15 protein-coding genes are annotated in these 12,708 nt (G+C 70.9%); 10 read left to right on the forward strand and 5 right to left on the reverse strand.

Annotation, left to right across the window (positions count from 1 at the left end; genetic code table 11):
* Positions 1–47 precede the first annotated feature (47 nt).
* The 8 genes from OG609_RS38565 to OG609_RS38600 all read left to right on the forward strand — a co-directional run bounded on the left by OG609_RS38565 (position 48) and on the right by OG609_RS38600 (position 7,258).
* Positions 48–947 (forward strand): TIGR03619 family F420-dependent LLM class oxidoreductase, encoded by a 900-nt coding sequence (locus OG609_RS38565; protein WP_327277057.1) that lies wholly within the window; start codon positions 48–50, stop codon positions 945–947.
* A 141-nt stretch (positions 948–1,088) separates the two neighbouring features.
* Complete coding sequence (locus OG609_RS38570; protein ID WP_327277058.1) at positions 1,089–2,009, forward strand: NADP-dependent oxidoreductase; 921 nt, start codon at positions 1,089–1,091, stop codon at positions 2,007–2,009.
* Positions 2,006–2,782 (forward strand): GNAT family N-acetyltransferase, encoded by a 777-nt coding sequence (locus OG609_RS38575; protein WP_327277059.1) that lies wholly within the window; start codon positions 2,006–2,008, stop codon positions 2,780–2,782. The genes OG609_RS38570 and OG609_RS38575 overlap by 4 nt, the downstream gene beginning before the upstream one ends.
* 178 nt (positions 2,783–2,960) lie before the next feature.
* On the forward strand, positions 2,961–4,175 hold the full coding sequence (locus OG609_RS38580) for a PP2C family protein-serine/threonine phosphatase (protein WP_327277060.1): 1,215 nt from the start codon (positions 2,961–2,963) through the stop codon (positions 4,173–4,175).
* Positions 4,176–4,262: 87 nt separating this feature from the next.
* Positions 4,263–4,934 carry a TetR family transcriptional regulator gene (locus OG609_RS38585; protein ID WP_327277061.1) on the forward strand — a complete coding sequence of 224 codons (672 nt, stop codon included), beginning with the start codon at positions 4,263–4,265 and terminating at the stop codon, positions 4,932–4,934.
* Positions 4,931–5,704 carry an SDR family NAD(P)-dependent oxidoreductase gene (locus tag OG609_RS38590; RefSeq protein ID WP_327277062.1) on the forward strand — a complete coding sequence of 258 codons (774 nt, stop codon included), beginning with the start codon at positions 4,931–4,933 and terminating at the stop codon, positions 5,702–5,704. Before OG609_RS38585 ends, OG609_RS38590 begins: the two co-directional genes overlap by 4 nt.
* A 64-nt stretch (positions 5,705–5,768) precedes the next feature.
* Complete coding sequence (locus OG609_RS38595) at positions 5,769–6,809, forward strand: NAD(P)-dependent alcohol dehydrogenase (protein ID WP_327277063.1); 1,041 nt, start codon at positions 5,769–5,771, stop codon at positions 6,807–6,809.
* Between the two features lie 113 nt (positions 6,810–6,922).
* Complete coding sequence (locus OG609_RS38600) at positions 6,923–7,258, forward strand: DUF6191 domain-containing protein (RefSeq protein WP_327278328.1); 336 nt, start codon at positions 6,923–6,925, stop codon at positions 7,256–7,258.
* Between the two features lie 27 nt (positions 7,259–7,285).
* Here the strand turns inward: OG609_RS38600 and OG609_RS38605 are convergent, their stop codons facing one another.
* The 5 genes from OG609_RS38605 to OG609_RS38625 all read right to left on the reverse strand — a co-directional run bounded on the left by OG609_RS38605 (position 7,286) and on the right by OG609_RS38625 (position 11,145).
* Positions 7,286–7,855 (reverse strand): hypothetical protein, encoded by a 570-nt coding sequence (locus OG609_RS38605; RefSeq protein ID WP_327277064.1) that lies wholly within the window; start codon positions 7,853–7,855, stop codon positions 7,286–7,288.
* Positions 7,856–8,047: 192 nt separating this feature from the next.
* Positions 8,048–9,133 carry a bile acid:sodium symporter family protein gene (locus tag OG609_RS38610; protein WP_327277065.1) on the reverse strand — a complete coding sequence of 362 codons (1,086 nt, stop codon included), beginning with the start codon at positions 9,131–9,133 and terminating at the stop codon, positions 8,048–8,050.
* Positions 9,134–9,173: 40 nt separating this feature from the next.
* Positions 9,174–9,878: a phosphatase PAP2 family protein gene (locus tag OG609_RS38615; RefSeq protein ID WP_327277066.1), complete on the reverse strand. Its 705-nt coding sequence runs from the start codon at positions 9,876–9,878 to the stop codon at positions 9,174–9,176.
* Positions 9,875–10,477 (reverse strand): phosphatase PAP2 family protein, encoded by a 603-nt coding sequence (locus OG609_RS38620; RefSeq protein ID WP_327277067.1) that lies wholly within the window; start codon positions 10,475–10,477, stop codon positions 9,875–9,877. The genes OG609_RS38615 and OG609_RS38620 overlap by 4 nt, the downstream gene beginning before the upstream one ends.
* Positions 10,477–11,145: a DedA family protein gene (locus tag OG609_RS38625; protein ID WP_327277068.1), complete on the reverse strand. Its 669-nt coding sequence runs from the start codon at positions 11,143–11,145 to the stop codon at positions 10,477–10,479. Before OG609_RS38625 ends, OG609_RS38620 begins: the two co-directional genes overlap by 1 nt.
* Before the next feature lie 254 nt (positions 11,146–11,399).
* Here OG609_RS38625 and OG609_RS38630 point away from each other — a divergent pair, with 254 nt between their 5' ends.
* The gene (locus OG609_RS38630; protein WP_327278329.1) at positions 11,400–11,732 is read left to right on the forward strand and encodes a BlaI/MecI/CopY family transcriptional regulator; all 333 of its coding nucleotides are present in this window, start codon (positions 11,400–11,402) and stop codon (positions 11,730–11,732) included.
* A complete protein-coding gene (locus OG609_RS38635; protein ID WP_327277069.1) occupies positions 11,729–12,673 on the forward strand; it encodes a M56 family metallopeptidase in 945 nt (314 codons plus the stop codon). The genes OG609_RS38630 and OG609_RS38635 overlap by 4 nt, the downstream gene beginning before the upstream one ends.
* The last annotated feature ends 35 nt before the right edge of the window (positions 12,674–12,708 follow it).

Raw genomic sequence — 12,708 nt, forward strand, 5'->3', positions numbered from 1 at the left:
GACGTCCGTGCACGTCCGGTTGTTAGGCTCCGGTCGTGAAATTCGGCGTGAACATACTCAATTTCGGTGTCGGCACCACCCCGGCAAGCCTCCTTCAACAGGCTGTGGATGCCAGTGAGTTGGGGTACTCCTTCGCGATGATCTCCGATCACATCGCGGTCACTCCCGACGTGCACGAGACATATCCCGCCCCGTTCTACGACCAGTTCGTACTTGCCGCGCACATCGCCGGGCGGGTACCAGGTCTGGTGCTCGGTACGACCGTCACCGTGATTCCGTACCGGCACCCTCTGCAGACGGCCCGGCTCGCAGCCAATATCGACAACCTGAACGCCGACGGGTTCATCCTCGGCGCGGGGATCGGCTGGTCCAGGGCCGAGTACGAGGCGCTGGGCGTGCCCTTCGCCGAGCGGGGACGGATCACCGACGAATACCTGGCCGCCATCCGCGCCGCATGGACCGAGGACCCCACGACGTTCCGGGGCGAGCACGTCTCGTACCAAGGGGTTCGGACTGCGCCCGCGCCCGCATCCGCCCCCTGTCTGCCCGTCTGGGTCGGTGGCAACTCGGCCGCTGCCCAGCGCCGCGCCGCCCGGCTCGGAGAGGGCTGGCACCCGTACCGGCTGCCGCTCGATGCGATCCGGGCCGGGCTGCCGGTGATCACCGAGGAGGCCGAACGGGTCCGGCGCCCCGCTCCCACGCTCGTGCCGCGCTTGCAGATCAGCGTCACCGACGCACTCCTCGGCAGTGAACGCCCCGCCGGACACGGCACGATCGACCGGATCCGGGCCGATCTGGCAGAACTCGGCGAGCTGGGCGCCACCCACGTGCTGCTCGACGTCAACCCGGTCACACCCGCCGAACGCGGCACCGCGGGCGACGACCGGAGGCTTCTCGAACTCCTCGTGAACAAGGTCGTGGACCCGGTCACGGGCGACGTCCGCTGAATCATTGCGGCCCGATGAACACTCCACCGGCCCGGGAATACGCGCACGGAAAAGGACCTTCCTGCTGCTGTAGCGACCGGTGACCGGCCCGGCCGTCGGTGCCGTGAACCGTCGCTGCCATGACCAGGAGAGAGGGAGCTCATGCCCAAGGCGTACGTGTTCACCCGCAACGGCGGACCGGAGGTGGAGGCCCTCATCGAGCAGGACGTGCCGGTGCCGGGCCCCGGCGAGCTGCTCGTCGCCGTCCGGGCGGCCGGGGTCAACCCGGTCGACTGGAAGCTGCGTACGGGTTACACCAGGCCCGGCAGCGAGCCGCAGCCCTTTCCCACCGTCTTCGGCAGCGAGGCCGCCGGAGTCGTCGAGGGCGTGGGCCCGGATGCCGAAGGATTCGTGGTCGGGGACGAGGTCTTCGGCAATCCGGTGACCGGCGGGTACGCCGAGTACACGCTGCTGCCCGTCTCCGTGACCGCGCACAAGCCGGCCGAGCTGTCGTTCGCCGACGCGGCCGTGCTGCCGGTCGCGGTGGCCACCGCGTACGACGGCGTCCGCCAGCTCGGACTCGCCCCTGGTTCGACCCTGCTGATCACCGGGGCCGGCGGTGGTGTCGGAACGGCCGCGGTACAGCTCGCCCGCCACGCCGGTGTCCATGTCATCGGTACCGCGAGCGCGGCCAAGAAGGACTTCATCGAGTCGCTCGGCGCTGTGCACGTCGAATCCGGCGCCGGTCTCGCCGACCGGGTCCGGGCAGCGGCACCCGACGGAATCGACGCGGTCTTCGACCTGGTCGGCGGCGACACCCTGAGAGCCGTGGCCCCGCTGCTCGCGGACCCGGCCACGCTGATCAGCGCCGGAGGCAAGCCACTGGCGGTGGAGCTCGGCGGGGCGGCCGTCGCAAGGGCCCGCACCGCGACGGTCCTCGACGAGGTGGCGAACCTCGTCGTCACCGGCGCCCTGCGGACGCATGTGACCGGGACCTTTCCGCTCGCCGAGGCGGGAGAAGCGCTGCGCGCCGTGGAGCGCGGACATGCGCGCGGGAAGATCGTGATCGAGGCGATCGCGTGAGCGCGCCGTATGTCGCTGGAGGTGACGCACATCCGCTGGACAACCCGGTCCGCGCCGCGCTGAGCGGCCCGCACGCCCACTTCGCCGAGGTGCGTGGCCGCATCCTGCGCTACCCGGCGGACGTGGCCCCCTGGGTCGCGACTCCGGACGCGCCGCAGGCCGAGGACTGGGCCGACGCGGCAGCGCTCGCCGGCCCCGGTGGCGCCGTCACCATCACTGCCTTCCGTGAACCGCCGCCGGACGACTGGGAGATCACCTTTCACGCCGAGGGCGTCCAGCTCGTCGACGCCGGGGTCGCGACGGCCCCGTTTCCGCAGGCCGTACGGCTCGGACCCGCCGATGTGCCCGAGATGCTCGACCTGGTCGCCCGCACCCGCCCGGGACCGTTCCTGCCCCGTACGGTCGAGCTCGGCACCTACCTCGGCGTCCGCCGTGAAGGAGCGCTCGTCGCGATGGCGGGCGAACGCCTCCACCCACCCGGCTGGAGCGAGATCAGCGGCGTCTGCACGGACGAGTCCGTGCGCGGGCAGGGGCTCGGCAGCGGGCTCGTCCTTGCCGTCGCCCACGAGATCAGGCAGCGCGGCGAAACACCGTTCCTGCATGCCTCCGCCTCCAACATCAATGCCGTCCGGCTCTACGAATCGCTGGGATTCGTGCTCCGCCGCCGGACGTCGTTCCTCTCGGCGCTCGTACCGGAACACCCGCCGACGCGCCTGCCGGGAACCGGCGGCGTCCGCCGCGACGGCGAAGCCCGTGCGGCAGCCGTGCGCTGACCGCACCACAGTGACCTTCGTCCCGGGACTTCCGGGCCGAAGGGCCACTGCCATTTCCGGTTCCGGGACCTTCGGCGCGCTCCAAGAGGCCGTAAGCCTCGTGTGCCGCCCCCGGTGAACCGGATGGACTGGGAGTGAACGCCGGCGCGGGGCCGGCAGATCCCGGGAGGAATGGGTCGTGACGATCGGGCTCCAGCACCGAGCGGCGACGCGTGGAGCGACGCTCCCTGGTACGGACTCGGGGGAGGAAGCCGTTTTCGCCCCCCGGATCGGGAATGGGGCACTGTTCGGAGGGCTGGCACTGCTGACCGTCCTGGTCGCCGTCCTCGACGTCCGGACCGGCGACGAGCTGCGCCTCATACCGCTCCTCGTGGTCGTGCCCGCACTCGTCTCGGTCTTCGGAACGATCCGGCAGACCGTCGGCGTGGCCACCTCGATCATGACCGTCGTCGTCTGCTCCCGGCTGGTGACCGGGGGGACGTTCTGGGACACCACCAGCAGCGTCGCCTTCACCGTGCTGGCCTGCTTCCTGGGCGTCGGCTCCTGCGCGCTGCGGCTCCGTCATGCCGCCGAAATAGCCAGACTGCGCTCCGCCGCCGTTGCGCTCCAGCGGCAGATTCTGCGCCCGCTGCCCATCCTGACCGAGCAGATCTTCGCGCACGGCATCTATACGCCGATCGAGGAGGACCGGCTGGTCGGCGGTGACATCTACGAGGTCGTGCAGTCGCCCTACGGAACCCGGGTGATCATCGGGGATGTCCAGGGCAAGGGGCTCGCCGCGATCGGGGCGGGCTTCGCCGTGCTCGGAGCGTTCCGGGAAGCGGCCATTCGCGAGCCCACCCTGACGGGAGTGGTCGATGCGCTGGAGGACGCGGTCGCCCGGCACAACGCGTTCTCCGCCCAGACCGGAGAGATCGAACGCTTCGTCACCGCTCTGGTGCTCGGCTTCGACGGGGAGGACCGGGTGCGGGCCGTGAACTGCGGCCATCTGCCGCCCCGGCTGCTGCACGACGGCGTGGCCTTTCCGGCTCCGCTGCGGCGCACATCCGTTCCCTTGGGCATGGCGGAACTGAGCCCGGAGGCACGGGTCGCGGAATGGCTGGACTTCCCGCCCGGCGCGACGCTCCTGGCCTTCACCGACGGGGTCACCGAGGCCCGCGACGCATCGGGCGCCTTCTATCCGCTGGACGCCCGACTGGGCCACTGGGCGGGCCGCGGGCCGCGCGAGGTGCTGGACGCGCTCCACGCCGACCTGGAGTCCTTCTCCGGAGGTGTGCGACGCGACGACATCGCCGCCCTCGCCCTGCGCCGGGCACCGGCAGGCAGCCGCCACCGGCCTGTGGCGACCGGTCACGGTGCTCGCCGGGCCGCTGAGACCTTCAGCGGCCGGTAGAGCCTCCGGCAGAGCAGCCGAATGCCGATCCAATGTCCCGGCGAGACTTCTGTCGCGGCGGGACATTTTTAGGTGTACGGTGCACTCATGAATCCGGAACGAAAGACCCCGGAGCGACGGAGCCGCAAGGCCCGCAGGACCCGGGACACACTGGCGCTGGCCGCGTTCGAGCTCGTACTCGACCGAGGCCTGAAGAATGTGACGGTCGAGGAGATCGCGGAACGCGCGGATGTCGACCGACGGACCTTCAGCCGGTACTTCACCAGCAAGGAAGCCGCAGTCCTGGACTCGCTCCGGGGCGACGGCGACCGGATCAACGACGCCCTGCGCGTACGCCCCGCCGACGAGCCCCCGCTCACCGCCTACCGCCGCGCCGTCCTCGCCTGGCTCGACGACCCCGACGCACAGGCGTGGCACCTCCGCGACCGGATCTTCGACCTGCTGGTCCTTGCCGAGCAGGAGCCGACCCTCTACGCCGCGTTCCACCACATTCGGGTGGATGCCCAGGAGGACTCGGTCGCCATCGTCGCGGACCGGCTCGGAGTCGACCCGCAGCTGGACATCCGTCCCGCCGTCACGGTCGCCGCGGGCGCCGGGGCACTCCTCGCGGCCCAAGCCGCCTGGGCCCGCGGCGGACACCCGGACAGCCTGCCCCGACTGGTCGGGCAGGCCTTCGACGCCCTCTCCGGAGAACTGCTCACGCAGCTTCCCGCCGGGCCGGCGCCGCACAGCACCACGGAAGGAAACGTAACCAAATGAGCACCCCCCTCGCCCCTGCCGACCAGGAGTTCGCCGGCAAGGCCGCCCTCATAACCGGCGGCGCCTCCGGCATCGGACTGGCCCTGGCCCGCCGGCTGGCCGCAGGTGGCGCGTCCGTCGTCGTCGCCGACTACGATGAGGCCAACGCCTGCAGGGCGGTCGCCGAACTGGAGAGCGCCGGCGCCAAGGCCGCCGCGGTCGCCATGGACGTGACCGACCCGGCGTCGGTGGAAGCGGGCGTGCGATTCGCTGTCGACACGTTCGGCGCCCTGCACCTCGCCGTCAACAACGCGGGCATCGGCGGTCCCAGCCACCCCACCGGTGAGTACGCGATCGAGGACTGGAACCGGGTCGTCGCCACCAACCTCAGCGGCGTCTTCTACTCGATGCGCTACGAGCTTCCCGCAATCGTCGCGGCGGGCGGCGGCGCCGTCGTCAACGTGTCGTCGATCCTCGGCACCAACGGCTTCGCCGGATCGCCCGCCTACGTGGCCGCCAAGCACGGTGTCGTCGGCCTCACCAAGACGACCGCCCTCGAATACGCGGCACAGAACGTCCGGGTCAACGCCGTCGGCCCCGGCTTCATCGACACGCCGCTGCTGCGCAACACGGACGGCCCGGCCCGCGACCACCTCATCTCGCTGCACCCGGCCGGACGCCTCGGCAAGGCGGAGGAAGTCGCCGAACTCACCGCCTTCCTGCTCTCCGACCGCGCTTCCTTCATCCACGGCAGCTACCACCTGGTGGACGGCGGCTACTCCGCCTCCTGATCGGCGGACGGGGGAGCGGGGACGAGCAACAGAACACAAAGAAAAAAGCAGTGAGGAGAACCCCATGAAGGCCGTTCAGTACCGTGCCGTCGGCTCAGCACCCGAAGTCGTCACCGTGCCCGACCCGGAGCCGGGCCCCGGCCAGGTGCTGCTGAAGGTCACCGCCGCAGGTGTCTGTCACTCCGACATCGCCGTGATGAGCTGGCCCGCGGAGCAGATCCCCTTCCCGCTGCCGCTCACCCTCGGCCATGAGGGCGTCGGTACCGTCGCCGCGCTCGGCGACGGGGTGAGCGGCCTGTCGATCGGCGAGTCAGTCGCGGTCTACGGCCCCTGGGGCTGCGGTACGTGCGTCAAGTGCGCCGAGGGCAAGGAGAACTACTGCCTGCGCGCCAAGGAACTCGGCATCACCCCGCCGGGACTCGGCTCGCCCGGCGCCATGGCCGAGTACATGATCGTCGACGACCCCCGTCACCTGGTGCCGCTCGGCGACCTCGACCCGGTCCAGGCCGTGCCGCTCACCGACGCGGGCCTCACCCCGTACCACGCGATAAAGCGGTCCCTGCCCAAGTTGGTGCCCGGAGCCACCGCCGTCGTCATAGGCACCGGCGGCCTCGGCCACGTCGCGATCCAACTGCTGCGCGCCATGACGGCCGTCCGGGTCATCGCCCTGGACGTCTCGGAGGACAAGCTCGCCCTGGCCCGCGCCGTCGGGGCCCACGAGACCGTGCTCTCCGACGAACACGCCGCGGCGAAGGTCCGTGAACTGACCGGCGGTGTCGGCGCACAGGTCGTCCTCGACTTCGTCGGAGCACCTCCCACCGTCGCCACGGCGGGGGCCGCGGCCGCCATCGACTCCGATGTCACGATCGTCGGCCTCGGCGGCGGTGCGCTGCCGGTCGGCTTCGGCTCACTGCCGTACAGCACGACGGTGACCTCCCCGTATTGGGGATCGCGCTCCGAGCTCGCCGAGGTACTCGACCTCGCCCGTGCCGGATCGGTCGAGGTCCACGTCGAGACCTACACGCTGGACGAGGCGCCACTGGCGTACGAGCGACTGCACCACGGCAAGATCAACGGCCGCGCGGTCATCCTCCCCAACGGCTGACCGGCCACAGCCCTGATCCCCAGGACCGTGCGGGCCGTCGCGCAGTGCGACGGCCCGCACAGTCATACCAGCGACCGATGCGCACCGAACCGGACACCGATGAGACTGGGCCGATGGAATTCGTCGCGCTGATGACGCTGCCCGGACTGGTGATCGGGCTGACCGTCGTCGCATTTCTCGATCAGCTGATGCTGCGCGCAGGGCGGGCCGGTCTGCTGCCATGGCGCAACGGCGCCCGCCAGGGCCAGGTGTCGGCGACCGGGTTCGAGCAGTTGCACGCGAGCTTCTCGCCCGGCAAACAGAGCGAACTCAAGGAGCGCCAAAGCGCCCTGCTGCTGCGCGACGACGAGGAGGACGGCGCGCCGCCCAACCGCTCCACCGTCGACCTCGACAGCGGCCTTGCCGTCATCCGCCTGCCCGGACAACAGACCTGGAGCGTGTCTCTTTGATGGCCGCACTCCACCTCGCCGCCGTCCTCATCCGGACCCGTCAGTGACCCATCGGACAGGCATCCAACCCTCGTCGGCGGTGTGTTCCTTCAGGAAGGCCCCTGCGTGGGCGGCAGCCTCTTCCTTCGTGGCGAGAGTGAGTGCACCGTTGTCTTCGCTGCATGTTCCGTCAGCGCCCTGGCCCTTCCACCGCCAGCCATCCGACGATGTGTCTCGGAACAATTCGGCGGTACCACCGAACAGTTCGAGGTTGCTCGCCCCCGTTTTCGGGGCTGCCGACTTGTCGACGGCGTCGGGCCACTTCTTGCGTGCACCCTGTCGGGTGATCCCCCAAGCAGCGCCCATCCGCTCGTAGCTCGCACCATGGGCACCGGCGGTCTGTGCGGCAATCGCCGTCAACCGTTTGACCTCCTCGTCCACTACCTTCCAGGTGCTGAGGATGGACAGGGCCACGTCAGAGGGGTCTGCTGCCCACATGCGGTCCTCGGGGAGTCCGGTCGCTCGGGCGCGCATGGATGCAGCGAGCGGGTTGAGGGCTTCGAGGAGGGCCGTGTCGAGGGCCGTCAGTTCTGCGGTCGTGATCTCAGGCGTCACCATGGAGGCAACTTTAGTTACCGAACCACCAGCCGGTAACTAAAGTTGCCAATTGGCATATGCCGATATCGGCTGCTGGATTGGGCTGCTGGATTGAATCCTGCAGGCGGCTGACCGTGAAGCCGATGCCGCGGTGTCGGTGGCCGCATGCCGCTGGCCCCGCAGCGCCCAGGAGACAGAACCGAGTGCACCTAGCTAGGTCCTGCGGCGCAGCACCGAGTCGGCCAGCCCCGCCCCGCACTTCTGCAACAGGCTGTACGCGAGAACGGGCAGGAGCACCTGAGGGCTGCTCGGCAGATTCGTCGCCGCTAGTACCGCACCTGCACTGCTGTTGTTCATTCCGCAGGTGAGCGTGATCGCGACCGTGTCCGCGCGGTTCGCCCGTACCGTGCGGGCCAGACACCAGCCGATGACAAAGGACGCCGCGCACAGGGCCCCGGACACGACGACGGCCGCGACCAGCAGTGCGGGCCGCGGGTGGAGCAGGAAGCCGCCGAGCGCCCCACAGGCGTTGCTGTACGTGAGTAGTACTGCATCGACGAGTCCGAGCAGCCGCAGCCATGGCAGATGGCGTTCGAGCACAAGGCGGGGTGTCACCCGTTGGACGGCCAGACCGGCGACGCACGGCACGATCACGCTGATCACGGCGAACGCCCCGCCGTCCGTCGCCGCCATCCGGGACAGATCGTGGGCATAGTGGCCACGTGTCAAAGTCGAGGCCGCTGAGAGCATCAGCGGAATCGTCAGCGGACTCAGCAGGGTGGAGGCGAGCACGATCCCCACGACCAGGGAGTGGTTGCCGCCCGCTCGACCGCCCCAGACCGTGGCTCCGGCCGCGACCGGCATGGCCCCCACGAGCGCGAGGCCGGTGATCAGTCCGCTGCAGCCGTCAGCATCGGGCAGTCGGCCCAGTGCAACGGCCAGGCAGGGCAGCAGGGCCAGCGGAATGAGCGTATTGGCGGCCGTTCCCACCAGCAGCGGCAGTGGTCGGCGGACGAGCCGAGGCAGCCCCCCGGCAGGCACCCGTAACGCCGCGGTGAAGAGCAGATAGCCGAGCAGGAGCGACGGCAGGGTGAGCTGGGTACGGGCGGCGCTGCCGGGGACGGGCACCGCGGCGAGGTGAAGCTGTCGCAGGGCCAGTCCGGCCTGCGGCAGCAGCGTGGCCGCCGTGTACGCGGCCACCATCACCCAGGTCAGCCGTCGCTGGAGGAGCGCGAGCAGACGCGGCGTAACCGGTGGACGGATGACACGGGTGGCACGTGCGGGAGAGATGAGTGGCATCGCACGGAACCTCGATGGGGGTGGGGCCTGAACGGACCGGTCACTGCGGGTGCGGCAGTGCCTTCCGTATCAGCGCCGTCCCGAGCCCGATCCAGACCGTGGCGAACAGCCATCCGGCGAGTACATCCGTTGCCCAGTGAACGCCGAGCAGAACCCGGCTCACACCGACGGCCGCGGCCCAGCAGACCACCAGGACAGCGACGACGGTACGGAGGGGACGCGGCCCGGTCCCGCCGCGCGTCCGGAGACCGAGGGCCGTGAGCAGCAGGCCGGCCATCAGCGCGGACGTCGTCGCGTGCCCGGAAGGGAAGGCGAAGCCCGAGGCGTGCGTGGCCCAGTCTCCCAGCGGCGGGCGGGGCCGGGCGATCAGCTCCATGAGGCCGTAGCGGACACCCTGCGCAAGCAGCAGGAAGGCCAGGGCGCCTGCCGCGTACCCCAGTCGTCGGCGGGTGTCACGGCCGGCGATCAGCCCGGCGATCACCGCTGTCCCGTACGGGAAAACTCCCGTACCGGTGGCAGTGATGGCCCGAGCGGTCGTCACCAGGCCCGACGGCCGATGCCGCAGCGACCAGTCGCGGCCGGCCCGGTCCAGGGCGGGCGGGGAGCCGTGCCGAGTGGCCAGGACGAGAGCCGCCAGCGCGATGAGTCCGAGCAGCCCGACGAGAACGGCTCCCAGTGGTGCACGGAGCGGTAACGCGGCAGCTACGGACCGGGCGCGCGCGACCGCCGAAGCGTCTTCGGTCACCGTGTCGCCACCAGGGGACGCAGCGGGCTTTCGCGCAGCCGGACGACCGCCGGGGCACAGCGCCGCGCCGCGACCGTCAGCGGCCAGGCGACCAGCGCCCCGGTGACCAGCCCGATCAGCACATCGTGCGGGTAGTGCACACCGATCCACACCCGGGACGCAGCCATCAGCAGAGCGGCAGGCACCGCAAGCGCCCCGAGCCGGCGGTCGGTCAGCCAGATCGCCATCGCCGCGGCCGCCGCGATGGCGGCGTGGTTGCTGGGGAAGGACCAGTCACCGAGTCCGGGACATGCCTCCACCGTCACGACATGGAGGGTCTGGCACGGCCGTTGCTCATGGAAGGCCGACTTCACCAGATCGTTGACGATGTACGCGGCCACCACGACGAGCGGGGTGCAGAGCGCCATGGCGGTACGGGCGGGGCCTGCGGAGCGGGAGCGCCACCAGGACGCGAGCATCAGCAGGGCGAACAGCGCCAGTCCATAGTCCGACCAGACGCGGATGGTGGAATCCAGAGCGGCCGGGGAGCGCTGGGCCAGCTCGGTGATCCAGGTGTACAGGCCGCCGTCGAACGAGGTGGCGGTGGAGGCGAGAGGCATCAGCTGTTGTCTCCTTCGGCGGTGCGCCGGCGGCGGGAGCGGAGCAGTTCGGCGGCGAGCGGGATGAGGGAGACCACGACCACGACAGCGACGATCGGCAGCAGATAACGGTCGACGTTGGGCACCGAGGACCCCAGCGCGTATCCCGCGAGGACCAGTCCGACGGTCCAGACCGCCCCGCCGACGACCTGCCACAGCGTGAAGAGCCCGGCAGGGACGTTGAGCGCCCCGGCCAGCGGGTTGAGCACCGTGCGTACGACGGGTACGAAGCGGGCCAGCACGATCGCCCGCGCATGGCCGTATCTGCCGAGTAGCTCCTCGGCGCGGGCGGCGCCCTCGTGCAGCCGTTTGGCGCGGCTGCGGGCGAGCAGGGCCCGGCCACCGCGGCGACCGATCCAGTAGCCGACCTGCGCACCGAGCAGCGCGCCGGTCACGGCGGCGATCAGCACCTGCGGCAACGACAGCTGGACCGGGCCGTGGGTGCCCGACACACAGAGCAGGCCCGCCGTGAACAGGAGGGAATCGCCGGGCAGAAAGAAGCCGACGAGCAGTCCTGTCTCGGCGAAGAGCACGACGGCGATGCCGAGCGCACCGAACGCTCCGAGCAGTGAACCCGCATCGAGCAGGTTCACCGCTTGCGGCGCGGCCGCCAGTGAGAATACGGACACGGTGGAAGGTCTCCCATAATGGTGAGCGGGCGCCCTACGGAACGCCCGGACTGACTACAGTGATGTAGACGGTCTACGTCACTGTAGACGCCCGAAGGCGGAGGAGAGTTCCCATGTCCCAGGTGAAGGGGATATCGAGCGGAGAACCCGACCCACTCTCGTACGGCGAACCGGCCCCCGGGCCGGCAACGGAAGCCGTACCCGAGCGCCCGTCACCGCACCACACCGCATCGGAGCGGCGCCCGTCCGGCGAGCTGGAGTCCACGATCCTGGCGGCCCTGTGGGCGGCCGAAACCCCGCTCACTCCAGGCCAGGTGCAGGGGGCGATCGGGGCGGCTCTCGCCCGCACCACCGTCACGACGATCCTGTCGCGTCTCTACGAAAAGGGTACGGTCACCCGAACCCGCTCAGGCCGCGGATTCGCCTACACCCCCACCGAGGACGCGCCCGGGCTGACCGCCCGCCGGATGCACAGCGAACTGCAGAAGGAGGAGGACCGCAGCACGGTGCTGGCCCGATTCGTGTCACAGCTCACCGACGAGGACGAGCAGCTGCTCCGGGACCTGCTCGATGGAGAAGCCCGATGATCTATGCCGTGTGGGTTCCGCTGCTGATGCCCTTCGTCGCGGTACCCGCAGCCCGTCGCCTGGCAGACGCCCTGTCGCCGGTGCGGGCCGTACGGCTGCTTGCCTCCACGGGCATCGGCCTCGCCCTGTGCAGCCTGCTCGCCCTGGCCCTGCTGGTGGTGCCCGGCGCGACCCGGTTCTCCGCCGTCTCCGCCTTCGGTGAACTCGTCAGGCCGCTCTCCGACGCAGCTCCCGCCGTCGCCGTGCCCCTCGCGGCTGCCGCACTGGCGCTGCTGGCGGGCTGCGCCACCGCCGTCACCCGCACCGCCCGCCGCCACTGGACGGAGCTGCACCGGTCCGCGCAGCCGTCCGAGTGCACCGGCGGCGAGCTGGCCGTCCTGCGAGACAGCCGGCCCGACGCGTATGCCCTGCCCGGACGTCCCGGCACTCCCGGCCGGATCGTCGTCACCACGGGGATGCTACGCGCCCTGGACCCCGCCGAACGCGACGCCCTGCTGGCACACGAACGCGCCCATCTCGCAGGCCACCACCACCTCTTCATCGCCGCCACCGAAGTGGCGGCACTCTGTCATCCCGCGCTGCGCACCCTGCGCGCGCCCATGGGCTACGCCCTGGAGCGCTGCGCCGACGAGGCTGCCGCCTCCGCCGTCGGCGACCGAAGGGTCGCCGCCCGGGCCATCGGCCGTGCCGCCCTCGCCACACGCGCCGCCGAAGGCGTCGCGCAGCCTCGCCCACGAGTGGCACTCGCCGCAGCGGCCGGGCCCGTACCGCGCCGCGTCGCCGCACTCCTGGGCCGGAGCGCCCCGCGACCCCGCGTCGGCCGGGCGGCCGCTGCGGCGCTGCTGGCCTGCCTGGTCATCTCCAGCGCCGCCGCGCTCGACGCGACGAGCGATCTGCACAGCAGCATCGAAGCGGCCCAGGGCGAGAATCCGCAGCACTGACCTCGCCCGGCGGGCTGCCGCCGCAGGCCGCCTTT

It is taken from the genome of Streptomyces sp. NBC_01224 (assembly GCF_036002945.1).
Lineage (GTDB): Bacteria > Actinomycetota > Actinomycetes > Streptomycetales > Streptomycetaceae > Streptomyces.